We start from the raw sequence: 26,556 nt of genomic DNA, 5'->3' as shown, positions 1-26,556 counted from the left end.
CGCGTAACGAATAGCCCACTCATGCATGGCGAACCGGGTTCTTTGATCCGCGGTGCCATAATTGGTCACGTCCTCGGATACGGGAGCGAACAATGGTCCTCGATATAACAACACTGCGGGTGGCTCTTGGCGTGGTCGCTCTTACCCTGCTCCTTCTGTTCTACGCATCGTTTCGGCGCACCCGGTCGTCCTACAACGGGTGGTGGTGCGTCGCCCTCCTTTTCTTTCTTTCAGGGAACCTGGCCTTCCTTCTCAACGGGACACCGCATCAAGTCTGGGCAAATCCGTCGGGCAACGTCCTCTTGGTGGGCGGAGCGTTCAGTGTGTGGACCGGTGCCCGTTCCTTGAGGAAGTTGTCACCGCCAAAATGGCAATTTGTCGCGGCGTGTGGCGTCACGGCCCTCGCCTCTGCCTTGGAAGGCCCTGGTCACAACACCTGGTCCGGAGGCTTGGTGTACCTGGGATTCATGACACTGGGCATCGCGTTGGCGTCCCGCGATCTGTGGCTGCTGGATTCCAGCTATTCCCATGTTCACAAGTCGATGGCCCTGGCCGCCGGATTCCTCGCCGCTTACTATTTCTGCAGGCTGTCCGTGTACCTCGCCGAAGGTCCGACCGGCCCAAATTTCCGCCTGTATTTCGGCCCGGCCATGGCCAGCCTGGTCACGCTGATACTCCTTGTTGCCGTGTCCTTCAGCATGACCGCCCTCAGCAACGATCAGTTGATCAACCGGCTCAGCGAACGTGCTGCCCGTGACAACCTGACCGGGCTCCTTAACCGTGGCACCTTCCTTGACTTGGCCACCAAGGAACTGAAGCGCCTACACACCACAAGTTCAGTTGCTTCCCTGATCTTGGCTGACTTGGACCACTTCAAAACGATCAATGATGAGTATGGCCACGCCGCCGGCGATGCCGCGCTCCAAGCCTTCGGGGCTGCCTGCACGGAATCGGTGCGGTCCACCGACCTGGTCGGACGATACGGTGGAGAAGAGTTCATCCTTCTCCTGCCTGGAGCGGACCAGGAACGGGCTGAGAGCATCGCGGCCGACATCAACCGCGCCTTGGCGGAAACCAAAAGCCTCGCCGGCATACATATACCGACGGCGAGCTACGGCGTTACCGCAAGCCCGCTCGACGGCGTCGACCTGTCCGCGATGATTGCTGCCGCGGATGCAGCCCTCTATCAAGCCAAGTCGCTCGGCAGGAACCGGGTGGTCAGGGCAGCCCCTCAGCCATAAGCGGCGAGGGTTCACGAGCAACGACAAGAGGCCCTGCTCGAAACATGAACCATGGTTCGGGCAGGGCCTCTCTTAGTGGGCGATACTGGGTTCGAACCAGTGACCTCTTCGGTGTGAACGAAGCGCGCTACCACTGCGCCAATCGCCCGTGCACAAGAAGACTAACCGACCCCGGCCGGAATTCAAAAATCGGGAAAACGGCGGGAAAAGCCGCTCGAAAACTCACCGGTCGCCAACACGCGTTGGAAGAGGCAAGTCGGCTCCACCACGGCCCAACCAGCCCCACGACTGGCGCGAATCGACAAGCGAATCACAGCCGTGTAACTCAAAAAATCCGCGCCAATTCAAGGAACTTGGGTCCATTGCTGACGATCCGGCCCAAACGATTTGGAGTTTCCCGGAACCTCCTATAGAGTTTTTACTCGTCGGAAAGCGACGGAATGCCCCCTGCGGGCAGCCCGCCGAATATGACTATGCGGACGTAGCTCAGCTGGTAGAGCACCACCTTGCCAAGGTGGATGTCGCGAGTTCGAATCTCGTCGTCCGCTCGCAGGACACTGTCACGGCATTGACTTCTTGGAGCCCCAGGGAATCGTGCTTACACGGTGGGTTGGCCGAGAGGCGAGGCAGCGGCCTGCAAAGCCGTATACACGGGTTCGAATCCCGTACCCACCTCGGTGAAAACCTTGGTTTCCGGTCCAGACCGGATAGCATTTGGGCGATTGGCGCAGCGGTAGCGCGCTTCCCTGACACGGAAGAGGTCACTGGTTCGATCCCAGTATCGCCCACCAAGGCAAGGTAACTTGCTTGTTGGTGACCGTCCAGCCCAGGCTGGAATGGTCACCATGTGCGGACGTAGCTCAGCTGGTAGAGCACCACCTTGCCAAGGTGGATGTCGCGAGTTCGAATCTCGTCGTCCGCTCTCGGACTTTAAGGTCCCGGCAACGGGCCGGCCGGCACATGCCGGATCCGGGCGATTGGCGCAGCGGTAGCGCGCTTCCCTGACACGGAAGAGGTCACTGGTTCGATCCCAGTATCGCCCACCAAGGCAAGGCAACTTGCTTGTTGGTGACCGTCCAGCCCAGGCTTGAACGGTCACCATGTGCGGACGTAGCTCAGCTGGTAGAGCACCACCTTGCCAAGGTGGATGTCGCGAGTTCGAATCTCGTCGTCCGCTCCAATCGATCGATATCCGGTGATTTCGGCGTCAACAGCACCATCGTCCAAGCAGCTCTGCGGAGCTGCTTTTTGTGCCCGCAGCCGCAGTCCATAGCAATCGCCCAACGGAAAGATCGGCAGAACTGATCAATATCACTCAACAAAAATCACTTTATCCAATGTGATTCGGGTCGCATACTGTTCTTCAGGCCCAATTCGTCCACGCCAACTGGCAGGAGTACACGGTGAATCAACAAACACTCGTCCGTTCGATCATGAGGAAGAAACCTATTGACGACATCGAGGAGGAAAGCAAGCACAGCGGGCTCTTCAAAAGCCTGGGCCTGTGGCAGCTGACAGCCATCGGCGTCGGCGGCATCATCGGCGTCGGGATCTTCTCCTTGGCCGGCCTGGTGGCCCACGGAAGCAAAGACACCCCGGGCGTTGGCCCCGCGGTGCTGATCTCGTTCCTGGTGGCAGGCCTTGCCTCCGCGGCTGCGGCACTTTCCTACGCAGAATTCGCCGGCATGATTCCCCGGGCCGGCTCGGCCTATACCTATGGCTACGTTGCCCTGGGCGAGGTCATCGGCTGGTTCATCGGTTGGGACCTGCTGCTTGAGTACATCGCGATTGTCGCCGTCGTCGCGATCGGAATTTCCGGCTACTTTGATGCGTTCCTTTCCGGGGTGGGCATCCACATGCCCACCTGGATGACCTCAACGGTGGACGAAGGCAAGGGCGGTGTCATCAACCTGCCCGCCATCCTGGTCTGCCTGCTGGTCACCTGGATCCTGAGCCGCGGAACCAAGGCGTTTGGCCGCTTCGAACTTGTGGCCGTGGCTATCAAGGTGGTCCTGATCCTCTTCATCATCGGCCTGGGCATCTTCTACATCAACACCAACAACTACAACCCCTTCATGCCCAGCGGCTTCGGTCCGGTACTGGCTGGCTCCGCCACCGTGTTCTTCGCTGTCTTCGGGTACGACGCCATGAGTACCGCGGCAGAAGAAGCCACGGATGGCAAGAAGCACATGCCGAAGGCCATTGTGCTGTCGCTTGTCATCGCCATGCTCCTCTACGTTGCCGCGACCCTGGTGCTCACCGGAATGCAGAACTACAAGGACATCAACCCCACCGCCGGTTTCGCCTCCGCCTTCACTGGCGTGGGACTGCCCGTCATCGCAACGATCATCTCGGTCTTCGCGGTCCTGTCCATCCTGACCGTCATGCTGACCTTCCTCTTGGGCGTCACACGCGTCTGGTTCTCGATGAGCCGCGACGGCTTGCTCCCGGGCTGGTTTGCGGGAACGGACAAGCACGGAACCCCACAGCGCGTCACGTGGATCGCAGGCATCGCCTCGGCCTTGCTCGCGGGCGTCTTCCCAATCAAGGCTGTAGCCGACCTGACCAATATCGGCATCCTCGCCGCGTTTGTGGTGGTGTGCTTGGCCGTGATCGTCTTCCGCTACAAAAAGCCTGACGCTCCCCGCACCTTCAGGTTGCCGTTCATGCCATTGGTTCCGGCCTTCGGCGTCCTCGCATCGGCCTTCCTCATGATCCAGTTGCATTGGGAAACCTGGCTGCGCTTTGTGGTCTGGCTGCTCATCGGCTTGGTGATCTATTTCGGCTATGGCCGGAAGCATTCGCTCATGAATCCGAACAGTCCACGCCATCAGCAGCTTTGACCGCCACGACGAATCATTTGACATCCACGTCACATGAGACCTTGGCACCTCCAAGGTCTCAGGTTAGGATCGAGAACGGAGGAGCGATCTGGCTCCGTGATTGAAGGGAGGTGCCCGTGGGATTACTTGACGATCTGAAGGGCAAGGCTCAGGATCTCATTGGTGGCAATGAAGAAGCCATCAAGGACGGCATCGAAAAAGCCGGTGATTTCATCGACGACAAGACCGGTGGAAGCTTCACCGATCAAGTAGATGCAGTTCAGAATGCCGCTTCCGATTTCGTGGGCAACCTCGACGGCGATGCTGACAAGGCTCCGGCCTAGGTAGCTCCCTCCACGGATGAGGCTCCGCAGCCGGTTTATCCGGCCAGAGCTCCCGATTACAGTTACGTCAACGGGGCACCGGTCCCGCCGCGAGGCGCCGCCGGTGCCCTTGGCGTTTAACCATCCTCTTGCCCGACTCCTCACTGCCATCGCAGCCAAATGCCGGCTCCGGTAACGTAGGTGACTATGCCAGCGTCACCTCTCAAGACCGGACAGCCACGTCAGATTTCCGCCTCCGCGCGGCTCTCCCGTCCTCTTGTGGCCGGAATCGTCACCGCGTTGGTCGGCTTCACTTCCTCCTTCGCCGTGGTGCTCGCAGGCCTGAGGGCCGTTGGTGCCACCCAGGAGCAAGCCGCAAGCGGGCTTCTTGCCCTCACCCTGACCTTCGGCATCGGCGTGCTCTGGCTCTCCTGGCGGTCGCGTTTGCCTGTCACGCTGGCATGGTCGACGCCGGGTGCCGCATTGCTCGCGGGAGCCGGAACGCCCGACGGCGGGTGGCCTGCCGCCGTCGGCGCCTTCCTTATCGCTGGTGTTCTGATCGCCCTCACCGGGCTGATACCGCCCCTCGGCAGGCTGATCGCGAAGATTCCCACGGCCCTCGCCCAAGCAATGCTCGCCGGGGTTCTCCTGTCCCTCTGCCTTGCCCCTTTCAAAGCCTTGGGCACCGCTCCCCTGTTGGTGGCTCCCGTGATCCTTTGCTGGCTGATCATGATGAAGCTGGCACCCCGCTGGTCTGTCCCTGCGGCGCTACTGGTTGCCCTCGCCGTCATTGGTTTCTACATCGTGCTGAACGGCGTGAGTATTCCTGCGAACCGCCTCTTGCCCGAGTTGCACTGGACAGCCCCCGCTTTCACGCTTAGCGCCGCAGCCGGCATCGCCCTGCCATTGTTCATTGTCACCATGGCGTCCCAGAACATTCCGGGGGTGGCCGTGCTGAAGTCCTTCGGCTACACGGTCCCCTGGCGCCAGTCGATGCTGGTGACCGGGGCAGGAACCGCCCTCGGGGCACCTTTTGGCGGGCATGCGATCAATCTGGCCGCGCTGAGCGCAGCGCTGGCGGCTGGAGAGGAAGCGGGCGAGGACCGGGGCCGTCGCTGGATCGCGGCCTTCACGTCAGGCCTGGCCTACCTCGTGCTGGCGGCCTCTTCCGCCGCGCTGGTGACCATCGTGGCGGCGGCACCGCCTGGGCTCTTGGAAGCCGTCGCGGGCTTGGCTCTGCTGGGCACTATGGCCTCCGCCATCGCCTCGGCGCTGGCTATTGCCGAAGAGCGCCTCGGAGCCTCCGTGACGTTCCTGATCGCTGCCTCGGGCCTCAGTTTCGCGGGGATCGGCGCTGCGTTCTGGGCACTGGCCGCGGGAATCCTGGTCCGTTGGGTCGTCAGGGACCGGAAACCCCAAAAGTAGAGTGGGGCAGCAGGGTCCCTGCGTGGCGACGGAGTCGACACGAAAGGGCCTGCCCCAATCTGTGGGGCAGCAGGGTCAGTCTGGACCCACGTGGCTTGGAGTCGACACGAAAGGGCCTGCCCCAATCTGTGGGGCAGCAGGGTCAGTCTGGACCCACGTGGCTTGGAGTCGACACGAAAGGGCCTGCCCCAATCTGTGGGGCAGCAGGGTCCCTACGAGGGTTCGTGGTTCTGGCCCTCACGTGCCAAGGCGGTCAAACGGGACACGGCACGGAAGTACTTCTTCATGTACCCGCCGGTCATCATGTCCTCGGTGAAGAGCTTGTCGAAGGGCACACCGCTGGCAAGGATCGGGACGTCCTTGTCGTACAAACGGTCTGCCAGCACCACGAAGCGCAGGGCGACAGCCTGCTCCGTGATGGTTTCCACGTCGCGCCAGACAACGGCGTCGATTCCTGCGATCAGCTTGCGATAGCGGCTGGGGTGGACACCGGCAAGATGGTCGATTAGGCCGCGGAAGTCGTCTACGGCCACGGTCTGGCCATCGAATTCGGCGTGCATCTGCCGCTTGAGGTCCTCGGTCTTCAGGGGTGCCGGGGCGGCGGGCAAGCCGCGGTGCCGGAAGTCTTCGCCATCGATCCTGACAACATCGAACTGGTCGGCGAGGACCTGGATCTCGCGTTGGAAGTCGACGGCGGCGAAGCGCCCCTCGCCGAGCGAACCCGGCAATGTGTTGGACGTGGCCGCAAGCTTTACACCGGCGTCGGCGAGCTCGCGCATGAGGCGCGACATCAGCACCGTGTCACCCGGATCGTCGAGCTCAAACTCGTCAATGCAGACCAGCTTGTAGCTGCTCAGTGCCTCCACGGTTTTGCGGAAGGACAGGGCGCCCACCAGGTTGGTGTATTCGACGAACGTTCCGAAGGCCTTCGGCCCCGGAGCCGAGTGCCAGAGGGACGCCAGCAGGTGGGTCTTTCCGACGCCGAACCCGCCGTCAAGGTAGATGCCGGCCCTGCTGTTGACTTTTTTGCTGAAAAGACGCTTGAACAGGCCGTCTCCGTCGCCCGCGCCGATCGTCGCCCCGAAGGCCTCCAGGGCCTTGACTGCCGCAGCCTGGCTCGGCTGGTTCGGATCCGGCCGGTAGCTGTTGAAGGACACCTCGCCGAACCGTGGCGAAGGGTAGAAACCCTTGAGAATCTCATCCGCTGAGACCGCCGGCGTGCGCGCGGCGAGCTGTTCGATCTGTACCAAGGTGGTCCGTTCTTTGTGTCGTAAGTCCCCAGCAAGAATACCGGCAATATCAGGGGCCCCGACGGACACGTGATCAAGGCCATATTTCACCATATGAACGGGGAAGAGCTTTAGTCCCTCGCCCTCGATAATGTGGGATCAATACCGGGCACGTCCTATCGCCCGGCGCCGCCCGGTGTCAGTGAAAGTGTCAGTGAAAGGCCATACCAATGTCCTACCCCGTTGAACAGAACGAGAAGTTCGCCGCGTACGCCCATCCCGAGCGGCTGGTGTCCACCGAGTGGCTTGCCGCAGCCCTCGAAGGCGGCGCCGTCGGCGACGGCAAGCTGGTGGTTGTCGAATCCGACGAAGACGTCCTCCTGTACGAGACCGGCCACATTCCGGGCGCAGTCAAGATCGACTGGCACACGGACCTGAACGATGAAGTCACCCGGGATTACGTCGACGGGGCAGCCTTCGCGGCCCTGGCGGCCGCCAAAGGCATCTCCCGCGACACCACCGTGGTGATCTACGGTGACAAATCCAACTGGTGGGCCGCGTACGCCCTCTGGGTCTTCACGCTCTTCGGCCACGAAGACGTCCGGCTCCTGGACGGTGGCCGGGACAAGTGGATCGCCGAAGGCCGCGATATCACCACCGATGTCCCGCAGCCCACACCAGGCGAGTACCCCGTCATCGAACGGAACGACGCCCCGATCCGTGCATTCAAGGATGACGTCCTGGCTCACTTTGGAAAGCCGCTGATCGACGTCCGCTCCCCGAGGAATACACGGGGCAGCGCACGCACATGCCGGCCTACCCCGAAGAGGGCGCCCTGCGCGGCGGCCACATTCCCACCGCGGCTTCCATCCCGTGGGCACGCGCCGCGGCCGAGGACGGCACGTACCGCAACCGCACGGAACTCGAGGCTCTCTACCTCGGCGAAGCCGGCCTCACCGAGGGCGACGACGTCGTGGCGTACTGCCGCATCGGCGAGCGTTCCAGCCACACCTGGTTCGCACTGAAGTACCTGCTCGGTTTCGAAACGGTCCGCAACTACGACGGTTCCTGGACCGAATGGGGCAATGCCGTCCGCGTCCCGATCGCCAAGGGCGCCGAACGGGGCACCGTCCCTGTCCTTGCCGGAAAGTAGTCCGATGTCTCCGGTTCGGCGCCATATTGAAGTAACCGGCGCCGGACCGGGCCGGACGTGCGTAAGCTGGAACTGATGAGTACCAATACCTTGCCCGCCGCATTAGCGGAAATTGTCGATGACTTCCAGGCGCTGACCGAGCCGGACCGTCTGCAGCTGTTGCTTGAGTTCTCCCGTGGACTCCCGGCCCTGCCGGAACGGCTGCTGGATCACCCTGAGCTCCTGGAGCAAGTGGTGGAGTGCCAGTCCCCACTTTTCCTGACCATTGAACAGGAAAAGAACCCCGACGGCGTCGCCTACCGTTTGTTCTTCAAGGCACCGCCGGAAGCGCCAACGACGCGTGGTTTCGCGGGTGTCCTGCATGAGGGCCTGGACGGATCGACGGCCGCGGAGATCCTGGCCGTTCCGGATGACATGCCCGAACTGCTGGGCCTCACCCGGGCCATCACCCCACTTCGCATGCGGGGCATGACCGCCATGTTGGGGCGTATCAAGCGCAAGGTGGCCGCGGCGGACCGCTTGCTGTCCTGATCCGGGATACCTCCAGGAATGGCAAGGAAACAGGCTTCACAGGGGACGCCGGCCACAGCCGTACTGGCTGCGGCCGGCGTTCCTTTCACCCTGCACCCCTATACGCACGATCCGTCGGCGGCCAGCTACGGACTCGAGGCGGCCGAGGTCCTGGGAATCGATCCCGGCCGGGTGTTCAAGACCTTGATGGTGGACGTCGAAGGCAAGCTTGCAGTGGGCATCGTTCCAGTCAGTGGAACCCTTGATCTCAAGGCGATCGCCGCCGCGCTCGGATCGAAGAAGGCCACCATGGCCGATCCCAAAGCGGCCGAGCGACGCACCGGCTACGTGCTGGGCGGGATTTCGCCGCTCGGCCAACGCCAGCCATCGCCCACCGTGCTGGACGAATCGGCGTTGGCTTTCGGGACAGTGCTTGTTTCCGGTGGACGGCGCGGGCTCGACATCGAACTGAACCCTGCGGACCTGGTCCGGCTCACCAACGCCAGGACTGCCCCCATCAGGAGCCAATAGCAAACGCTCGGAGCCCAGCAGGCGACTGAGCTCCCGGGCTGCAAGGTCAAACGGACGCCGGGCCGCTCCGTGGCGCGAGCCTCGGCGCCAACCACGAGCGCACCAGCCCCTCCCACTTTTGCGGATCCACATTCCACTCTTTGGTGTGTCGCGCTCCTTCGAAGGCTTCAAACGTGACCATGTCTGGATTCTTTTCGGCGAGACTGGCCGAAGGTCCGTACGGAACGTACTCATCGTCCACGCTGTGGATCACCAGCGTGGGCGTCCGAAGTTCGACGGCACGTGAATCCCAGTCCATTGCCTTCAAGTCAACGGGAGCGGACAGGCCGGTGAGGCGCCGGCCGAGGGGGTGCGCCAACATCAGCTGCCCGTAGCGACCCACCGCGTAGGGAATCCTGTTGATTTGCGCATGGTGCGCCAGGACGTTGACCCAATTGATCACCGGAGCGTCCAGAACCATGGCCCTGATGACATGGCGGTGGTGGGAAAGGTCGGCGGTCTGCAGGCAGATTGCTCCGCCCATCGACCACCCGAACAGGACCACCTCGTGCGCGCCATGGGCGAGTGCGTACTCAATGGCGGCATCGACGTCGCGCCATTCGGTAGACCCCAGGCCGTAACGCCCGTCGGGGGCAGACGGTGCCAGGCCGTCGTTCCGGTAGGACACCAGCAGGCTGTCGAGTCCGAGTTCGCGCGCGGTGCGCACTGCGCGCAGGCCTTCGAGGCGCGTAGCACCGCGGCCATGGACCATGATGGCCCACACCTTCGCGGTCTCCCCCGCCTTCGAAGGGATCAGCCACGCCGGGGCCTGGCCACCCTCGACTTCGATCTGTACATCTTCGAAGTCCAAGCCAAGTGCCGCCGGGGAGTTATAGACGGCACCGCTCCACCAGCCACGACGGGCCGTCGCCAGATCCCCGCTGTAGACTTCTTCGACTTCGCGCTGCACGGTGCGCTCTGCCGGGGAATATGACACGATCCGGCCAATTCGCGCGAACCCTGTTCCCCGGCAAAAAATAGGCTGAACACTCCGTCGATGGTGGTGTCCGGGGTGGCCGCAAGGATGACTTGAAGTCCATTGTCGCCGCGCACCAGCGCCAGCACTTCCTGATCCGCCTCGCGTACTGAGGGGGTGATGACGCGCCGGGCGAAATAGGCGGCGAGCGCCGAAGATCCCGCGCCCAACAGGCCGGCAATGCCGCTTCCGGCAATGATCCCCGCGACAGCCCATTTGGCGCGGACAGACATTTTCGCGCCGTTCACAACGGCCGGGGCAGGTGGGGTCATGGTTGCCATGTGACCATTGTCCCCGTTGCGGGGCTGTCCTTTGAACAGCTCCGTCTGCCAGGGTTGCCTCCGAGCTGGAAAGGCCGCTGCGCCGCCACGGCGAGAACAGAATTGCCGGTGCGAAACCGTGCCACCCTGCGCGCCTCAGGTCTACGCTGTAGCCATGAGTGATCCAATCGTCATCCTTACTGAAGAGCCTCTCGGCCCGGACGACCGCGTCAATATCGCCAAACTGCTCGATGGCGGCGACTCGCCCCTGGTGGTGCTCGTGCCGGCGAACACCGAACGGCACTTGCTGGTCGACTTCCTCGAAAACCTTTCGATGCTTGAAGTAGCCAAGGCCTTCCGGGACCTTGTCGCAGAGGCACCGGATCCTCAGTCGGAGCGGGCGCAGGCCGCGGAGGCCTTGTCGGCCTCCCTCGCTACTTTGGAAGGGCTCGGTGGCGGGGTCACCGGCGAAATCGTCGACGGCGGCGCAGTTGCCGGCCTGGTGTCCAAGGTCAAGGCGCTGAATGCTGCCCAAGCCGTGGTGGTCACCCGTCCACACGCTATTGCCGATACCTTCCACACAGATTGGGCGAACAAGGCCCAGGACCAGTTGGGCCTGCCCGTGCTGCATCTTTACGCAGGCTCGGGATTTATCGGTGACTCGTGAACGTTGAGAGAGCATGAGCACTGCAGATAACAGGAAGTACTTCCAAGCCGCGGACCCCTTGGCCGGCGTTCCCCTCCAGGAGGTTCCGAAGGACGGACTATGCGTGGAGAAAACCGAGGCGGAATGGCGGGAAGAGCTTACTCCCGAAGAGTTCAGGGTCCTGCGCCAGGCCGGAACGGAGCGCCCGTATACGGGTGAATATTGGGACACCCACACCGCTGGCGTGTACCAATGCCGGGCCTGCGGCGCGGAGCTTTTCACCAGCAACGAGAAATTCGATTCGCATTGCGGTTGGCCATCTTTCTGGGCCCCTCTCGCGGAGGGCACGGTCAGGTATATCCATGACCGCACGTTGGGCATGGATCGCGTAGAGGTCCGCTGCGCCAATTGCGATTCACACTTGGGCCACGTTTTCGAGGGCGAGGGCTACGGTACGCCGACTGACCAGCGGTACTGCATTAATTCCGTCTCGCTCAAGCTCGTCAAGTCCACCACACCGCAGTAACGAAAGGGCACAGCGCAGGTGGGCACCGGCGGTCCCCCACCGGCCAGCCCTCCCCGGGCTGGATCTTTCGGGGCCACCGGAACCACTTGCACAAGAGTTTCTTATGCTCGGGCAACTTTTGAATTAGTGACTCTGACCGCTTGCTACGCTCACCTCAGAACAACATTTCTTGAGGAAGGCACCGTCGACGATGACCACCACCGCTACCACCGCCCGTCCACGCATCACGTCTGATAACAGGGACTGGATCTCCCTGAAGACCGCGGCGACTGCCCTCCAGGCGTTCCAGAGCCAGGACGGGTCCATCCAGGATTCCGCACACCACGGTGCCGCCCGGGAGTACACAGCCACCATCATGGAAGCCATCAAGAGCCTGGCTCCCGCATTCCCCCACGACTCCGCCTACCTTGAACTCCTGGTCACGGATTTCGGGCGTTGGACCGATGCCGGGTTCGGAGTCCCGGACTTCCTCGATTCCCTCCTGGCTTTCCAGCCCCAGGAACACCGCGAGGACGGGCTCCAGCACCTCGTCGTCTTCCCCATGTATACCCAGAACGGCAGCACCAACCGCCTCGTGGAAGCCGTCCTGATCGAGGTGATCTGGCCTGAGTTCATCGGCTCCTTGGAAGCCGGCGACTACTCCAACAAGCTGTTCGTGCCCATTCGGTTCCTGGACTTCACCCCCGGCTACGACACCAATTCGGCAGTACTCTTTCCCGAGACCGTTGCGGTGAGGCAGACGCCTGCCTTCACGTGGGGCGCCATCTTCGCCGACCGCGAGGCCGCGCGCTTCCGCCGCGTCCTCAAGGCGGCCGCGGCAACAACATCCCTCGAACTGCCAGCCGACGCAGCCGAGCTGTTGGATGACCAGGAACTCACGCAGCGGACGTTCGTCATGTGGGACCTGATCCACGACCGCACCCACATGCGCGGCGACCTCCCGTTCGACCCGTTCATGATCAAGCAGCGGATGCCGTTCTTCCTCTATTCGCTCGAAGAGCTCCGCTGCGACCTGACAGCCTTCCGCGAATCCGTCCGGATCGAGAAGGATGAGAAAGCTTCCCCCGACGCCCGGCGCCACGCCAAGCTCGTCCAGTACGCCGTCATCTTCGACCGTATTTTCCGCTTCGCCATCACGGGAAACCGGGTCCGCAACTACGATGGCCTGGGTGGCCAGCTCCTCTTCGCCTGGATGCACCAGCACCACGTCCTGCACTGGACAGACAGCAAGCTCAGCATCGACTGGGACGAGGCCGCCGCCGTCGTCATCGAGCTCGGCGCCCGGATCGAAGAACTGTACTGGCGCTCCATCGACCGCCCCAAGGCTGCCCACTGGCTCGCGGCGTATAAGCTCATTTCCGGTACGGTCACTCCCCACCCGGCTTCGGTCTGGGCGAAGGGCCCAGAGGCACTGCCACTCGACGGGCCGCCCCGCGGCCTCACCGACCAGGTCCTCGACGACGAATTCCCCCTGTCCATGTTCTATGAAGCGCTGGAGAAGAAAATGCGTCCGATCATCGAATCGACCACTGGTATCACCGGAATGACCGCAGCCTGATGGCCGGCGAACCGCTGACCGTCATCGTCACAGGTGGCAGCAACTCTTCCGGCATCGCCGTGGCCCGCGCCGTCGCGGCCGCGGGGCACCAGGTCTTCACCGTCGGTTCGGATGAAACCCGCATCAAGGCCGCTGCAGCCGAAGCGGGCAACGGTGTCGTCCCCCTCGTCTGCGATCTTTCCCAGCTGGAGTCCGTGCGGGAGCTCGCCTTGACAATCCACGGGAGCACGGAACGGATCGACGGCGTCATCCACCTCGTGGGCGGGTGGCGCGGGGCCAAGGGGATCGAAGACCAGCCCGACGATGACTGGGATGCCCTTGAGCAAAGCGCCATCACCACGCTGAGGAACGTCTCGCGGATCTTCTACAAAGATCTTGAGGCCTCCCCCAGGGGACGCTTCGCCATGGTGAGTTCGACGACGGTCGCCGCACCCACCGCCGGAGCCGCAACCTACGCTGCGGCCAAGGCTGCTGCAGAGACCTGGACCCTGGCCGTGGCCGACGGATTCCACCGCGCGCAGTCAGGCAACAAGGACGAACCGACGGAACAACACAGCGCCGCCGTCGTCTTTGTGGTCAAGGCATTGCTGGACGCTGCGATGCGGAGGGAACATCCCGAGCGGAAATTCCCCGGATACACGGACGTCGAGGAGCTGGCGGCGGCCGCCGTCGGGCTCTTCAACAAACCGGCAGCGGAACTGAACGGACAGCGCCTCCTCTTGGCCAAATAGACTGAAAGCGTGAAAGAACAAGTGACGAGCACTACAGAAGAATTCCCGGCTGCCCTGGACACCGAAGCCGCAGGACGCCTCCACGATCCCTCCGTCCGCGGTTTCGCCTCGGACAATTACTCCGGCGTCCACCCCGAAATCCTGGCGGCCCTCGCAGCAGCCAACGGCGGCCACCAGGTCTCCTACGGTGAGGACCAATACACGGAACGGCTCCAGCAAGTCATGGAGCAACATTTCGGCCCAGGCATCGAGTGTTTCCCCGTGTTCAACGGCACCGGAGCAAATGTCCTGTCCCTGCAGTCACTGCTGCCGCGCTGGGGTGCCGTCATCTGCGCCTCGACCGCCCACATCAACATGGACGAAAACGGCGCCCCCGAGCGCATCGGCGGTATCAAGCTCCTGCAGGTCCACACCCCGGACGGCAAGCTGACTCCCGAGCTGATCGATCGGGAAGCCTGGGGCTGGGGCGACGAACATCGTGCGCAGCCGCTCGCGGTTTCCATCACCCAGACCACTGAACTCGGCACGTGCTACACGCCCGAAGAAATCCGGGCGATCGCCGACCACATCCACGCCAAGGGCATGAAGCTGCACATGGATGGTGCCCGTCTCGCCAATGCCGCCGCCCACCTAGGCGTGCCGCTACGGACGTTTACCCGCGACGCCGGCGTGGACATTTTGTCCTTCGGAGGGACCAAGAACGGGCTGCTGTTTGGCGAGGTAGTGGTTGCGCTGAACCCGGAGGCCGCTCACGGGCTAAAGTTCCTCCGCAAGATGAACATGCAGCTGGCCTCGAAGATGCGCTTCATTTCGGTCCAGTTCATCGCGCTCCTGGAGTCCGGGCTGTGGCTTCGCTCGGCGGAACACGCTAACGCCATGGCTTCTCGGCTGCGCGCCGCAGTAGATTCCATCGACGGCGTGGAGCCCACCCAGGCCACCGAGTCCAACGGGGTCTTCGCAGTGCTGCCCGCCGGCGTCGCCGACCGGCTCCGCTCCTCCTTCAAGTTCTACGACTGGAACGAAGCGAACCGCGAAGTACGCTGGATGTGTTCTTTCGACACAACGGAAGAGGACATCGATTCCTTCGTTGCCGCAATCAAGCGCGAGCTGGCCTCGGCATAGGCCACTGGGCGGGGCGGCGTGGCTTCAAGCTTTCGCCGCCCCGGACACATAATCTGCGAAGGTGAACGCACTCGCACAGGTTCCCGCGGATTTCTTGCATGCGTTGGGAACGCTACGAAAAGCACAGTGCCGGAGCGAGCTGCGGCTCGCGGAGATTCCGGCGCCCTCCCGCTTGGCCCCCTATGCCGTGGCCCTGGGGGCAGAAGTCTTCAGCCGCTCGACGCGTCCCGGCCGAACCCCCGTCCATGGACCCGCGGCAATGGCACTCACCAAAGAAAACACTCCCGGTGCCCCCGGTTCCCCCGTTTCCCCGATGCTGCCGATGACGAAGACGATGAACTCGCGACAGGCAGGTTCATCCTCCTCCACGATCCGGACGGCTCGGCAGTATGGGACGGGGAATTCCGGATCGTCACCTACATAAGGGCCCAGCTGGAAGCCGAAATGGGCAACGATGCCATGCTCGGTTCCGTAGCCTGGACGTGGCTCGTGGACGCTCTCGAAAGCCATTCCGCCCAGTACCGGGCGGCGGGTGGAACGGCAACACGCATCCTGTCAGAGAGCTTCGGTACCTTGGCCGAAAGGCCGGAAACCATCGACATCGAACTCCGCGCCTCGTGGACACCGGCGTCTTCCGATGCCCAGGCACACCTGGAGGCGTGGTGCGACATGGTCTGTACGTTTGCAGGACTCCCTCCCCTGCCTCCCGGCGTCACGCCGCTGCCAAATCGGCGCCTCACATGAAAACCATGGGAGCTCGCTGGAATCCCGGCCGGACCGGCCCCGAACAGAGTCGGTAAACTGAAGGCACCATGACCCCCGAAAATCTGGAACCCACCACAGCCGGCGTCCCGGCTGCTGATCCCACCCCGCACATCACGGTAGACGGCTTTGAGGGCCGGATACCTGAAATCATCGATCTTGATGCCCCACGCGAGGGCGTACCCCTTGTCATCGACACCATGTCCGGCCTGGAGCGGTGCGCCGCCGCCATTGCCGCGGGAACCGGCCCCGCCGGGGTCGACGCAGAGCGAGCCTCCGGGTTCCGCTACGGACAACGAGCCTTCCTGGTACAGATCCGGCGTGACGGCGCGGGTACCTGGCTGATCGACCCCGAACCCTTCAACGACCTGAAAATCATCAACGAAGCGCTGAGAGGCGTCGAGTGGATCCTGCATGCCGCGACGCAGGACCTTCCATGCCTGGCCGAACTCGGCATGTGGCCGGACAAGCTTTTCGACACCGAGCTCGCCGCACGGCTCGCCGGGCTGCCCCGGGTCGGCCTCGCAGCCGTCATCGAGCAGCTCCTGGGCTTTGGCCTCGCCAAGGAACATTCAGCGGCCGACTGGTCCACGCGCCCCCTCCCCGAACCGTGGCTGCGGTACGCGGCCCTCGACGTCGAGGTCCTTGCTGAGCTACGCGAAGAACTCATTGAACTCCTGGAAGCGGATGGCAAGCTCGAATTCGCCGAGCAGGAATTCGCCGGGATCCTCGCGGCCGGGCTCCCGGCCCCTCGGGTCGATCCGTGGCGCAAGACCTCCGGCCTGCACCAGATCCGTGATCGTCGCCAACTGGCAGCCGTACGCGAGCTGTGGCATGAGCGGGACCAGCTGGCGCGCAAACGGGATGTTGCTCCGAGCCGCCTGATTCCCGATTCAGCCTTGGTCGCCGCGGCAAAGGCCATGCCGACCACCGTTCCCCAGCTCCTGGCCACCAAAGGCTTCCACGGACGGGCCGCACAGCGGGAAGCACCGCGTTGGCTGCGCTGCATTGCCGCTGTAAGGAACACCGAAGATCTTCCCCCGCTTCATCTTCCAACCAATGCTCCCCCGCCACCGCGTGTCTGGGCGGACCGTGACCCCGAAGCTGCAGCGCGCCTGGGGACCGCCCGGCCACGACTTCAGGCAGCCGCAGACGAGCTCAAACTTCCCGTGGAGAACCTGCTCACTCCGGACTACATGCGGCGCGTGCTGTGGCGGCCGCCGTCGGACATCACCGTCGAGTCCATAGCCGAAGAGCTGCGCACCCTCGGCGCCCGGGAATGGCAAATCGCCCTCACAGCACCGATCATCACCGAGGCCTCACTGAATCCGCAACCGCTGCCGCCTAAAGAGCCCAAAGAGCCGCGGAACCCGGCTCCGAAGTCCCAGGACCAAGGCCAGGACAACAACCGGGACCAGCAGGACAGTGCCGGTTCCTGATCACCTTGCCCACCGAGGAGCTCGGAAGGGCTGCCGCCAGACCGCATGGTCCGGAGGCAGGCCTTTGCCGGTCCCGTGTGACGCTCGCTCACATATCGGGCCCTCAGGCAAGACGCTCGCTCACATATGTGCTCTTGCCAAGGACGTTCCCTGATTGATGTGAGCGAGGATCCGCCCGGGAGGCGTTATATGTGAGCGAGGATCCGCCCGGGAGGCGTCATATGTGAGCGAGGGTCGCAAAGCAGATCGCCTTGCGCGCTAAGTTACCCGCTAGTAACATAGCCATCATTGACACCGGCCTCCCCATGCGGGCGTCCGGCATCCATGTCTCAACGAGGAGCCACACATGAGCCACACCGGTAACAGCGCCAAGCCGCGGATTGTCCGCGACGTCGTCTTCGTGGACGGCGTCCGGACGCCCTTCGGCAAAGCGGGCGAAAAGGGCATCTATGCAGGCACCCGTGCCGACGACCTCGTGGTCAAATGCATCCGCGAACTCATGCGGCGCAATCCGGCCCTGCCTGCCGAGCGGGTTGACGAAGTCGCCATCGCCGCCACCACGCAGACCGGCGACCAGGGCTTGACCATCGGACGCACCGCCGCTCTTCTGGCCGGTCTCCCCCGTAGCGTGCCCGGCTTTGCCATCGACCGCATGTGTGCCGGGGCAATGACCGCTGTCACGACGACGGCGAGCGGCATCGGCTTCGGCGCATACGACGTCGTGATTGCCGGCGGCGTTGAGCACATGGGCAACCACCCGATGGGGGCCGGCGCGGATCCGAACCCGCGGTTCATGTCCGAGCGCATCGTGGATCCAGCCGCGCTGAACATGGGCAACACGGCCGAGAACCTTCACGACCGCTTCCCGGCGATCACCAAAGAGCGCACGGACACCTATGCGGCGGCATCCCAGGCGAAACTTGCGGCCGCCTACGGCAAGGACCAGATCCAGCCGGACCTGGTCCCTGTCGCCACCATAAAGCCCGGACAAGGCTGGACGGTGAACACCACCGACGAGCCGCCGCGCCCGGGGACCACCGTGGACGATCTCGCGGAATTGCGCACACCGTTCCGGGCCCACGGACGCGTCACCGCGGGCAATGCCGCCGGCTTGAACGACGGCGCGACGGCGGCACTCCTGGCCTCCGCCGAGGCCGCCGAAGAACTCGGCCTGTCCGTGAAGATGCGGCTGGTCTCCTATGCGTTCGCCGGCGTCGAACCCGAAGTCATGGGTATCGGACCGGTCCCGGCCACCGAGAAAGCCCTCAAGAACGCCGGCCTCGGCATCGAGGACATCGGCCTGTTCGAGATCAACGAAGCCTTCGCCGTCCAGGTCCTGAGCTTTTTGGACCACTTCGGAATCGCCGACGATGACCCCCGCGTCAACCGTTATGGTGGGGCGATCGCCGTCGGGCACCCCTTGGCATCCTCCGGCGTCCGGCTCATGAACCAGTTGGCGCGCCAGTTCGAAGAAGACCCGTCTGTTCGTTACGGCATGACCACAATGTGCATTGGCTTGGGCATGGGCGCCACGGTCATCTGGGAGAATCCGCATCACCCCAACTACAGAGACCACGTCGGCGCGACAGAGACTACCGCCGACACCAAAACCGAGGGAGCCGCAGCATGAGCGCCGCCGAATTCCAGAAACTGGCCGGGCTTTTCCCGGACGAGACCGTGACCCACTCCTACGTCCAGGACATTGAGCTCCCCGGCAATGCCGGAACGTTCGCCTTGATCACCCTGGACAACGGACTGGACCACACCAAGCCCACCACCCTTGGACCCAATACCCTCGTCGAGCTCGGCACGGTGCTCGAGGGCCTCAAGGAGCGCGCCGCGCGAGGCGAGATCGTCGGCGTAGGCGTCACGGGCAAACCGTACTTCCTGGCGGCCGGAGCGGATCTCTCCGCGGTCAAGCGGCTCGAAGAGCGGGACCACGGCCTGTGGATGGCCCAGCTGGGCCATGACGTGTACGCGACGCTCGCCGATCTGGGTGTCCCCAGCTTTGCCTTCATCAACGGCCTCGCGCTCGGTGGTGGCCTCGAGATCGCCCTCCAGTCCACCTACCGCACCGTCTCGACTGGCGCCGGCGCTCTCGCTTTGCCTGAGGCGTTCATCGGGCTTGTCCCGGGTTGGGGCGGCGTATACATCCTTCCCCGCCTCATCGGCCCGGAAAACGCCGTCAAGGTGATGATCGAGAACCCGCTGAGCAACAACCGCACGCTCACTGGCCCCCAGGCTTTCCAGCTCGGTATTGCCGACGCCATCTTCGAACCCGCGGATTTCGTGGAGCAGTCCATTGCCTGGGCTGCGAAAGTGATCGCAGGCGAGGCCGTTCCGGAGCGGAGCAATTCCGTGAATCCCGCGGATCCCGCCGTTGCCGAACGTTGGGCTGGCGCAGTGGCGGCAGGTCGTGCGTTCGTGGAAGCCAAGACCTCGAACGCTTCGCCGGCACCCGCGAAGGTGCTGGACATCCTTGAGGCCAACCGCACCCTGGGCAAAGCCGAATCCGCAGCCTTGGAATGCGAGACGCTCGCCGACTTGATGCAGACGGACGAGTTCCGCTCCACTGTCTACGCTTTCCTGGACCTCGTGCAGAAACGGTCCAAGCGGCCTGCAGGTGCGCCGGACCGCAAGCTCGCACGCCCAGTGACGAAGATCGGCGTCGTGGGTGCCGGGCTGATGGCAAGCCAGCTCGCCCTGCTCTTCGCGCGCCAGCTCAAGGTGCCCGTAGTCCTGACGGACATCGACCAGGAGCGCGTGGACAAGGGTGTCGCCTACGTCCACGCCGAGGTGGACAAGCTGCTTGGCAAGAAGCGGATCAGCTCCGACGCCGCCAACCGGACCAAGGCCCTCGTGAGCGGCTCCGTCTCCAAGGAGGCTTTCGCCGACGCCGACTTCGTTATTGAGGCAGTCTTCGAGGAGCTCAACGTCAAGAAACAGGTCTTCGCCGAAGTGGAGGCGATCGTCTCCCCCGAGTGCATCCTCGCGACCAACACCTCCTCGCTGTCCGTGACCGCGATGGCTGAAGACCTGCAGCACCCGGAGCGCTTGGTCGGATTCCACTTCTTCAACCCGGTTGCGGTGATGCCGCTCCTGGAGATCGTACGCGCGCCAAAGACCGACGACGCCGTCCTGGCCACTGCTTTCGAACTCGCCAAGGGCTTGAAAAAGACAGCCGTTTTGGTCAAGGACGCCGCCGCGTTCGTCGTCAACAGGATCCTCCTGCGGCTGATGGGCGAAGTGATTGCCGCGTTCGACGAAGGAACCCCGGCGGACGTTGCCGATTCGGCGCTGCGTCCCATGGGCCTGCCGATGAGTCCGTTCACCCTCAGTGCGATGGTGGGCCTTCCAGTGGCCCAGCACGTCCAGGAATCGCTCCACGCAGCCTTTGGCGAGCGGTTTGCGGTGTCCCAAAACCTGCAGAAGCTGATTGACAACGGTGTGAAGACCCTCTGGGCACCTGGTCCTGATGGAACACCTGTCATCCCGGCTGAGACGCTGGCGCTCATGTCCTTCGGCACCACGCCTTCCAGTGCCGAGGAAGTACTGCGCCGCACCCAGGACGCCCTCGCCGAGGAAATTGGACTCATGCTCGCTGAAGGCGTGGTGGCCGGGCCGGAGGATATCGACCTCTGTGTCATCCTCGGCGCTGGCTGGCCGATGTTCCTGGGCGGGATCACGCCCTATCTTGACCGGGTGGGTGCTTCCGAGCGTGTCAACGGCAAACGCTTCCTGGCACCCGGAATCGCGTCGAAGCCGGCCGCCAGCTAGCTAACTGGCCTCAGGGCGTTCCTGTCGTAGCAGTTCCCAGCCGACGGCCGAGGCCGCCCAATGAGCGCACCAATTCGGCAAAAGCCTCCTCTGGATGGTTTTCCGAGACGATGCGCGCGTTGGGCGGCTCGCGCCAGAGCCCGCGAAAATCCGCCACGGTGGTTCCGATGAGCCTGGGGGCCGCCGTCTCGACGTGCACTGTGGCGGTGCGGGTGCGGAAACTGGCGGTCCCGGCGGCGACGGACGCGGCGAAGTAGTCGTGGATGTGCGCCACGTAGCCCTGGTCGTAGCGGCGGTGGAACTCGAAGTAGAAACGCAGCATGTCACTGACATGCCGGACGAGTTCGTTGGAAGCGGTGCTGCGCCGCCCCTCCGGCTGATCCGGCAGGACAAGTTCAGGTTCCGCGCAGCCTGCCTCCGCCGCAAGGGCCGCCACGTGTTCGGGCTTCATCTCGATCCGCTCAGTGGTTTCCAGGGCGCACACCACCGGCAGCCGCTCCTCAGGAAGTCCGGAGAAGGCCGCGAACACTTCGGCGGCGGCGTGCGGATCGACGTGCGTGTTCCACTCCGCGGTGGGAGTCGTATTGCCTTGGTAGTAGTAGCTGCCGCCCATGATCACGACGCCGCGCAGCAGCTCCGGCAGCCGCGGTTCGGCCCGCAGGGCAAGCGCGAAATTGGTGAGCGGCGCCGTCAGCAGGGCGGTCAGCTCCCCCGGCCGTGCCCGGGCCGCTTCCACCCAGAGTTCGACGGCGTCGCGACCGTGCACGCTCCCCTGCGGTTCCGGCAGCTCAGCGTAGCCAACGCCTTGCGGCCCGTGGGTTTCCGATGTGGTGACCAGTGGGATCTGCAGCGGCGCCCGGGCACCGACGGCGACGGGCACCCCAGGGCGGCCACACAGCTCGAGCAGGGACAGGTTGTTGTGCGCCACCTGCTCCGCCGAGACGTTGCCAGGGGTGCTGCTCACGGCGACCAGCTCGACCTGGGGCTGGCTGCACAAGTAGGCCAGCGCCAGGGCGTCGTCGATTCCCGTATCGCAGTCCACCAGCAGGCTCACGGTCTCCCTGAAGCCGGCCACCGGCGTCGGATCCTCCCTCACGGCGAATTCCTCAGAAAAGGGCAACCTTGGGTGAACGCGGGAAGATGTCATCCAATTCGGCGCGCTCATCCGCCGTCGGCACCCAACGCACCGCTTTGGCATTTTCTACGATTTGCCCGGGGCGTGTGGCTCCGGCAATCACGCTGCTGACGGCAGGCTGGGCGGCCAGCCAGGAGAACGCCAGCTGCAGTTCGCTCAGGTCCCGTTCTTTGGCGAATTGGCTGAAGCGGCCCAACTGGACCCAATCGGCGTCGTTGACCAAGTTGGTCCTGGTGTGGCTGAGGCGCGAACCCTCCGGGGCGGTTCCTGGCGCATACTTGCCGGTGAGGAGGCCGTTTGCCAGAGGGAAATACGGCAGGACACCGAGCCCGAAGGCCTGGGCGGCCGGCAGCACTTCGAGTTCCGCACGGCGGTCCAGCAGGTTGTAGTGGTTTTGCGTCGAAATGAACCGGGCACCGCCCTGGATCCGGGCAACGTATTCGGCCTCGGCGATTTGCCAGCCAGCACGGTTGGAGTGGCCGATGTACCGGACTTTACCGCTCGTCACGAGGTCATCGAGGGCCGCGAGGGTTTCTTCCACCGGGGTGAGCGGATCCGGGGTGTGGTACTGGTACAGGTCAATCCAGTCGGTGCCAAGGCGGCGGAGTGAGGCCTCTGCGGCCTGGACGATGTACCGTCGCGATCCCCGGGCACCGAAGTCGTTGCCGTTGGCGCCGTGCATGTCCATGCCGAATTTCGTGGCCACGATGGCGTCATCCCGGCGCCCCTTCAGCGCGACGCCGAGCATGGTCTCGCTGAGGCCAGGCTCCCGGCCATAGACGTCGGCAACGTCGAAAAGGGTCACGCCTGCGTCCAAAGCGGCATGCACCACCGCGTTGGTACCCTCCTGCGATTCTGTGGCCGTATTGGCCCGGCCGAGGTTGTTACACCCCAAACCGACTACTGAGACGGTCAATCCGGAATGTCCAAGACGGCGATATTCAGTCATGATTTCACCCTACAATGCCCGCGGTGGACAGGTGGCCACTCAGGACCCGAACGCGATGCCTGCCTCTTCCATCGCGTCGTGCAACTGGGCCATAACCTTCGGACCCATGCCGTGCAAGGCTGCCACCCGCAGCTCACCGAACTCGGCGAGCTGCTCCAAGGTTTCCAGCCCTTCGTGGGCAAGTGCCCTGCGTGCCGGAGCGGACAAGCCCTTCGGCAACGGCGTGTGCCCGGGCCAGTTGCTCTTGGGCGCCATGGTTGTCCCTTCCAAGCGGTGGTGTGGTCCTTAGAGAGTAAAGCCCGCGCCGGTTTTCGGCGAGTGTTTTACTTTGAAGGCGGCAGGTTCGGCATGGGGGGCCGCCGCGATGCTCAGCTTGGTGAAGTCGAGGTCTTCGCCGCGGATACACACCTTGATCGCGTTGACGGCCTTGTTGACATCCGGGCACAGGCAGTAAATGTTGAGCTTCGCGTCGCCGATTTCGGAACGGGCCACGGTCCCGAGCCCCCGCCAGGCCAGCTCGCTGGTCAAGGCGGCCTTCGCCTTTCGTTCAAGGTAGCGGTCGCGCTCAGTACCGTCTTTAGTCTTCAGCGCGATCTGGGCGACCACCCAGAACTGCTCGGTCTCGGGGATCTCTGCGTAGCCATCCTCTTCGCATTGCGCGGCAAAGGCCGTCATGAGTCCTTCGACGGCGGCCTCGTCCTCGACGTCGGTTTCGTCAGTGCTGCTCTGGTGGCCTACGACTCCGTGGTTGATGACGAACTGCTTGAATTCGTCGTCGTACCAGGCCTCCCGGAAATGCAGGACTGCTTCGTCGTCGCGCTTGTAGGTGCGAATTATGCCGCTCATGCCCGTCCTTTTCTGAACCATTCGGCACAAGTACTGCTGGGTCCTGTGCCGTCGAAGGGTGCCTGTTTGTTGAATACTGCCTGATAAAGCACACCGCATTCTTGCCGCATGGACTCGACGACATCGTCGGGATAGGCCATGATGGCGCGGTGCTCATCGAATTCGTCCTCGTCGTCAATGAACACGTCCCTGTGCACGGAACGAATGACGTCGAGATCCATGTCAATCATGTGGAACTCGGACACGCCGGGTTTGATGGCCTTCCACTCGTGGGCCATGGCCAGATCGACGTAGATCCGGAAATCCCCGGGGTAGCTGTCGTCGTAGAACGTGGCGACGTACTCCCCTGAGCGCGGCACCAGGAGCACCGCATCCGAAGCCGCGTAGAAGGCAGCTCCGGGTCTGGAACAGAATTCGCCCTGGCCTTGGAAGATCCACCAGCCGTGGATGTCCTCGCCGAGATAGCGTCCCGGCACGACCCAGTGGGCCGTGCCGTTCCATTTTCGGTTCCGGGCAACCACCAGGTCTCCCGGTTGTAGCCCGCCGGGCTGCCGCGATGCGTCCCCGCTCACAGCTTGGGAAGGCTGCCGGTGCTGGGGTGTTCCTGTCCCGGCAAGGGACGCGCGAAAGGCACTTTGGTTCCCAGAACCTGCGCGACGACGTCGTGTGTTATCTGTTGGGCGGTCAGCCCGACGCGTTCAAGCACTTGGCTCCTGGTTCCATGGTCGAGGAATTCGACCGGGAGCCCCACCTCGTTGAGGGCCGTGTCCACGCCGGCCGCGCGCATCTCCTGGCGGATCCGCGATCCGACGCCGCCCGCGCGGACACCGTCTTCGATGCAGATCACCAACCGGTGCCGGGCAGCGAGGGCAATGATGGACTTGCGTACGGGCAGGACCCACCGCGGATCCACCACGGTGGAACTGATGCCTTGGGAACCGAGCCGGGACGCGACGTCGAGGGCGAGCTCGGACATTGCGCCGACGCTGACAATCAGGACATCGTTTTCGGTGGAGCCTTCAGGCCTGCGAGCCAGTACGTCGACGCCATCGGAAAGCCGTTCGATGGCTTCGATCTCACTTCCCACACTGCCTTTGGAGAAGCGCACCACGCTAGGCGCGTCCGCGATCGCGACGGCCTCGCGGAGCTCTTCCCGCAAGCGGCTGGCATCGCGCGGAGCCGCGAGATGAAGCCCAGGAACGATCTGGACCATGGCCATATCCCACATGCCGTGATGGCTGGCGCCGTCCGGGCCGGTCACACCGGCGCGGTCCAGGACAACCGTGACCCCAGCCTTGTGAAGGGCAACGTCCATGAGGAGCTGATCGAAAGCGCGGTTGAGGAAGGTGGCGTAGACGGCTACTACCGGGTGCAGCCCCCCGAAAGCCATGCCTGCAGCCGAGGTGAGGGCATGCTGTTCGGCGATGCCGACGTCGATCACCCTTTCCGGGTGCCGTTCCGCGAACTTGTGCAGACCGACGGGGATCAGCATGGCCCCGGTGATACCCACGATGTCTTTGCGTTCGTCGGCAATATCCGCGATTTCCTCGGCGAAGACCGATGTCCAGGAGCGGGCTCCACCGGCCTGAGTGGATTCGCCGGTCTCGGGATCGATGATTCCGACGGCGTGGAATTGGTCCGCCTCGTTGGCAAGGGCGGGCGCGTAACCGTGGCCCTTCTCGGTCATGGCGTGGACGATCACGGGGCCGCCGTAATTGCGCGCCGTGGTGAGTGCGTGTTCGAGGGCGCGCATGTTGTGGCCGTCCACGGGGCCGATGTACTTCATGCCGAGGTCTTCGAACATGCCTTGCGGGGCCCACCAATCCTTGATGCCCTTCTTCATGGCATGCAGGCTCTTGTAGGTGAACTGGCCGATAGGGCCGCCATTTTGCAGCTTCTTCTTCCACCAGTCCAACACCACCTCGTAGGTGGGGGCAGCGCGGAAGGAGTCGATCGTGGGGCGCAGTGAAGCGAGGTAGTCTGCCAGGCCGCCGACGGTGGGGGCATAGGAGCGGCCGTTGTCGTTGACGACGATCACCACACGGCGGCGTTTGTCCGCGGCAATGTTGTTGATCGCTTCCCAGGCCATGCCGCCCGTCAAGGCACCGTCACCGACGACGGCGACGACGCAGCGATCGGCTTCTCCGGTCAACTGCCGGGCGCGGGAGATGCCGTCGGCCCAGGACAGGGAGGACGAAGCATGGGAGCTCTCCACGATGTCGTGTTCGGACTCGCCACGATCGGGGTACCCGGACATGCCGCCTTGCTGCCGAAGGGTGCTGAAGTCCTGCCGTCCCGTCAGCAACTTGTGGACGTATGACTGATGGCCGGTGTCAAAGACGATGCTGTCGCGCGGCGAATCGAAGACCTTGTGGATTGCCATGGTGAGTTCCACCACGCCAAGGTTCGGTCCGAGGTGTCCACCCGTTTGAGCGACGTTGGTGATGAGGAAAGTCCTGATCTCGCCGGCAAGCTGCTCCAACTGCTGGCTGGTGAGCTTGCTCAGGTCCTGCGGGTTCCGGATTGTCTCCAAAAGTCCCAACGGCCCCTCCTTAG

21 protein-coding genes, 7 tRNA genes and 3 pseudogenes are annotated in these 26,556 nt (G+C 63.7%); 22 read left to right on the top strand and 9 right to left on the bottom strand.

The genetic code is table 11. The annotated features are described in order from the left end of the window. Nucleotides 1-92 precede the first annotated feature (92 nt). Nucleotides 93-1,241, top strand: a complete 1,149-nt coding sequence (locus ACX5I4_RS08635) for a GGDEF domain-containing protein (protein WP_461836307.1) — start codon at nucleotides 93-95, stop codon at nucleotides 1,239-1,241. Nucleotides 1,242-1,317: 76 nt separating this feature from the next. Here the strand turns inward: ACX5I4_RS08635 and ACX5I4_RS08630 are convergent. Further along, nucleotides 1,318-1,389 (bottom strand) — tRNA-Val (locus ACX5I4_RS08630). A 327-nt stretch (nucleotides 1,390-1,716) separates the two neighbouring features. Between ACX5I4_RS08630 and ACX5I4_RS08625 the strand changes: the two genes are divergently transcribed. From ACX5I4_RS08625 to ACX5I4_RS08585, 9 genes are all read left to right on the top strand, one after another. Next, nucleotides 1,717-1,789, top strand: a tRNA-Gly gene (locus ACX5I4_RS08625). 56 nt (nucleotides 1,790-1,845) lie between these two features. Next, a tRNA-Cys gene (locus tag ACX5I4_RS08620) sits at nucleotides 1,846-1,916 on the top strand. Nucleotides 1,917-1,957: 41 nt separating this feature from the next. Beyond that, a tRNA-Val gene (locus ACX5I4_RS08615) sits at nucleotides 1,958-2,032 on the top strand. Between the two features lie 58 nt (nucleotides 2,033-2,090). Continuing rightward, a tRNA-Gly gene (locus ACX5I4_RS08610) sits at nucleotides 2,091-2,163 on the top strand. A 49-nt stretch (nucleotides 2,164-2,212) separates the two neighbouring features. Then, a tRNA-Val gene (locus tag ACX5I4_RS08605) sits at nucleotides 2,213-2,287 on the top strand. A gap of 58 nt (nucleotides 2,288-2,345) precedes the next feature. Further along, nucleotides 2,346-2,421 (top strand) — tRNA-Gly (locus ACX5I4_RS08600). Nucleotides 2,422-2,674: 253 nt separating this feature from the next. Further along, nucleotides 2,675-4,084: an amino acid permease gene (locus ACX5I4_RS08595; protein WP_461836306.1), complete on the top strand. Its 1,410-nt coding sequence runs from the start codon at nucleotides 2,675-2,677 to the stop codon at nucleotides 4,082-4,084. Between the two features lie 110 nt (nucleotides 4,085-4,194). Beyond that, the gene (locus ACX5I4_RS08590) at nucleotides 4,195-4,407 is read left to right on the top strand and encodes an antitoxin (protein ID WP_461836305.1); all 213 of its coding nucleotides are present in this window, start codon (nucleotides 4,195-4,197) and stop codon (nucleotides 4,405-4,407) included. Nucleotides 4,408-4,593: 186 nt separating this feature from the next. After that, entirely contained in the window at nucleotides 4,594-5,811 is a 1,218-nt protein-coding gene (locus tag ACX5I4_RS08585; RefSeq protein ID WP_461836304.1) for a benzoate/H(+) symporter BenE family transporter, read from the top strand. Between the two features lie 212 nt (nucleotides 5,812-6,023). On the opposite strand, the gene zapE is transcribed toward ACX5I4_RS08585, so the two are convergent. Next, nucleotides 6,024-7,061 carry a cell division protein ZapE gene (zapE, locus tag ACX5I4_RS08580; protein ID WP_461836303.1) on the bottom strand — a complete coding sequence of 346 codons (1,038 nt, stop codon included), beginning with the start codon at nucleotides 7,059-7,061 and terminating at the stop codon, nucleotides 6,024-6,026. 209 nt (nucleotides 7,062-7,270) lie between these two features. On the opposite strand from zapE, the pseudogene ACX5I4_RS08575 reads away from it, so the two are divergent. The 3 genes and pseudogenes from ACX5I4_RS08575 to ybaK all read left to right on the top strand — a co-directional run bounded on the left by ACX5I4_RS08575 (nucleotide 7,271) and on the right by ybaK (nucleotide 9,234). After that, nucleotides 7,271-8,193: pseudogene (locus ACX5I4_RS08575) on the top strand (sulfurtransferase). 75 nt (nucleotides 8,194-8,268) lie between these two features. Then, on the top strand, nucleotides 8,269-8,724 hold the full coding sequence (locus ACX5I4_RS08570) for a SufE family protein (protein ID WP_461836302.1): 456 nt from the start codon (nucleotides 8,269-8,271) through the stop codon (nucleotides 8,722-8,724). A gap of 18 nt (nucleotides 8,725-8,742) precedes the next feature. Continuing rightward, nucleotides 8,743-9,234 (top strand): Cys-tRNA(Pro) deacylase, encoded by a 492-nt coding sequence (ybaK, locus tag ACX5I4_RS08565; protein ID WP_461836301.1) that lies wholly within the window; start codon nucleotides 8,743-8,745, stop codon nucleotides 9,232-9,234. 46 nt (nucleotides 9,235-9,280) lie between these two features. On the opposite strand, the pseudogene ACX5I4_RS08560 reads toward ybaK, so the two are convergent. Then, nucleotides 9,281-10,530 (bottom strand): annotated as a pseudogene (locus ACX5I4_RS08560) (alpha/beta hydrolase family protein). A 154-nt stretch (nucleotides 10,531-10,684) separates the two neighbouring features. Here ACX5I4_RS08560 and ACX5I4_RS08555 point away from each other — a divergent pair. The 9 genes and pseudogenes from ACX5I4_RS08555 to ACX5I4_RS08515 all read left to right on the top strand — a co-directional run bounded on the left by ACX5I4_RS08555 (nucleotide 10,685) and on the right by ACX5I4_RS08515 (nucleotide 21,070). Then, on the top strand, nucleotides 10,685-11,176 hold the full coding sequence (locus ACX5I4_RS08555; protein WP_461836300.1) for a hypothetical protein: 492 nt from the start codon (nucleotides 10,685-10,687) through the stop codon (nucleotides 11,174-11,176). Between the two features lie 13 nt (nucleotides 11,177-11,189). Further along, nucleotides 11,190-11,681: a peptide-methionine (R)-S-oxide reductase MsrB gene (gene msrB, locus ACX5I4_RS08550; protein WP_461836299.1), complete on the top strand. Its 492-nt coding sequence runs from the start codon at nucleotides 11,190-11,192 to the stop codon at nucleotides 11,679-11,681. A gap of 190 nt (nucleotides 11,682-11,871) precedes the next feature. Next, a complete protein-coding gene (locus tag ACX5I4_RS08545) occupies nucleotides 11,872-13,239 on the top strand; it encodes a DUF6421 family protein (protein ID WP_461836298.1) in 1,368 nt (455 codons plus the stop codon). Then, nucleotides 13,239-13,970 carry an SDR family NAD(P)-dependent oxidoreductase gene (locus ACX5I4_RS08540; protein WP_461836297.1) on the top strand — a complete coding sequence of 244 codons (732 nt, stop codon included), beginning with the start codon at nucleotides 13,239-13,241 and terminating at the stop codon, nucleotides 13,968-13,970. The genes ACX5I4_RS08545 and ACX5I4_RS08540 overlap by 1 nt, the downstream gene beginning before the upstream one ends. A 9-nt stretch (nucleotides 13,971-13,979) precedes the next feature. After that, nucleotides 13,980-15,092 carry a threonine aldolase family protein gene (locus ACX5I4_RS08535; RefSeq protein ID WP_461836296.1) on the top strand — a complete coding sequence of 371 codons (1,113 nt, stop codon included), beginning with the start codon at nucleotides 13,980-13,982 and terminating at the stop codon, nucleotides 15,090-15,092. Nucleotides 15,093-15,153: 61 nt separating this feature from the next. Continuing rightward, nucleotides 15,154-15,836: pseudogene (locus ACX5I4_RS08530) on the top strand (DUF3000 domain-containing protein). 68 nt (nucleotides 15,837-15,904) lie between these two features. Continuing rightward, nucleotides 15,905-17,293 carry an HRDC domain-containing protein gene (locus ACX5I4_RS08525; RefSeq protein WP_461836295.1) on the top strand — a complete coding sequence of 463 codons (1,389 nt, stop codon included), beginning with the start codon at nucleotides 15,905-15,907 and terminating at the stop codon, nucleotides 17,291-17,293. Nucleotides 17,294-17,639: 346 nt separating this feature from the next. Next, entirely contained in the window at nucleotides 17,640-18,923 is a 1,284-nt protein-coding gene (locus ACX5I4_RS08520; protein ID WP_461836294.1) for a thiolase family protein, read from the top strand. Continuing rightward, the gene (locus tag ACX5I4_RS08515) at nucleotides 18,920-21,070 is read left to right on the top strand and encodes a 3-hydroxyacyl-CoA dehydrogenase NAD-binding domain-containing protein (RefSeq protein ID WP_461836293.1); all 2,151 of its coding nucleotides are present in this window, start codon (nucleotides 18,920-18,922) and stop codon (nucleotides 21,068-21,070) included. The genes ACX5I4_RS08520 and ACX5I4_RS08515 overlap by 4 nt, the downstream gene beginning before the upstream one ends. A 10-nt stretch (nucleotides 21,071-21,080) precedes the next feature. Here ACX5I4_RS08515 and ACX5I4_RS08510 read toward each other — a convergent pair whose 3' ends face one another. From ACX5I4_RS08510 to dxs, 6 genes are read right to left on the bottom strand one after another with little or no spacing between them, the layout of a single operon-like run. Next, entirely contained in the window at nucleotides 21,081-22,166 is a 1,086-nt protein-coding gene (locus ACX5I4_RS08510; RefSeq protein WP_461836292.1) for a nucleoside hydrolase, read from the bottom strand. A gap of 10 nt (nucleotides 22,167-22,176) precedes the next feature. After that, nucleotides 22,177-23,154: an aldo/keto reductase gene (locus ACX5I4_RS08505; protein WP_461836291.1), complete on the bottom strand. Its 978-nt coding sequence runs from the start codon at nucleotides 23,152-23,154 to the stop codon at nucleotides 22,177-22,179. A 39-nt stretch (nucleotides 23,155-23,193) separates the two neighbouring features. Then, complete coding sequence (locus ACX5I4_RS08500; RefSeq protein WP_265978955.1) at nucleotides 23,194-23,409, bottom strand: helix-hairpin-helix domain-containing protein; 216 nt, start codon at nucleotides 23,407-23,409, stop codon at nucleotides 23,194-23,196. Between the two features lie 30 nt (nucleotides 23,410-23,439). Beyond that, on the bottom strand, nucleotides 23,440-24,000 hold the full coding sequence (locus ACX5I4_RS08495; RefSeq protein WP_461836290.1) for a hypothetical protein: 561 nt from the start codon (nucleotides 23,998-24,000) through the stop codon (nucleotides 23,440-23,442). After that, the gene (locus ACX5I4_RS08490; protein WP_461836289.1) at nucleotides 23,997-24,572 is read right to left on the bottom strand and encodes a DUF402 domain-containing protein; all 576 of its coding nucleotides are present in this window, start codon (nucleotides 24,570-24,572) and stop codon (nucleotides 23,997-23,999) included. The genes ACX5I4_RS08495 and ACX5I4_RS08490 overlap by 4 nt, the downstream gene beginning before the upstream one ends. Beyond that, the gene (gene dxs / locus ACX5I4_RS08485) at nucleotides 24,569-26,542 is read right to left on the bottom strand and encodes a 1-deoxy-D-xylulose-5-phosphate synthase (RefSeq protein WP_461836288.1); all 1,974 of its coding nucleotides are present in this window, start codon (nucleotides 26,540-26,542) and stop codon (nucleotides 24,569-24,571) included. The genes ACX5I4_RS08490 and dxs overlap by 4 nt, the downstream gene beginning before the upstream one ends. Nucleotides 26,543-26,556 lie beyond the last annotated feature (14 nt).

Source organism: Arthrobacter sp. MMS24-S77 (assembly GCF_054888235.1).
This window is presented reverse-complemented; position numbering and strand designations above follow the sequence as displayed.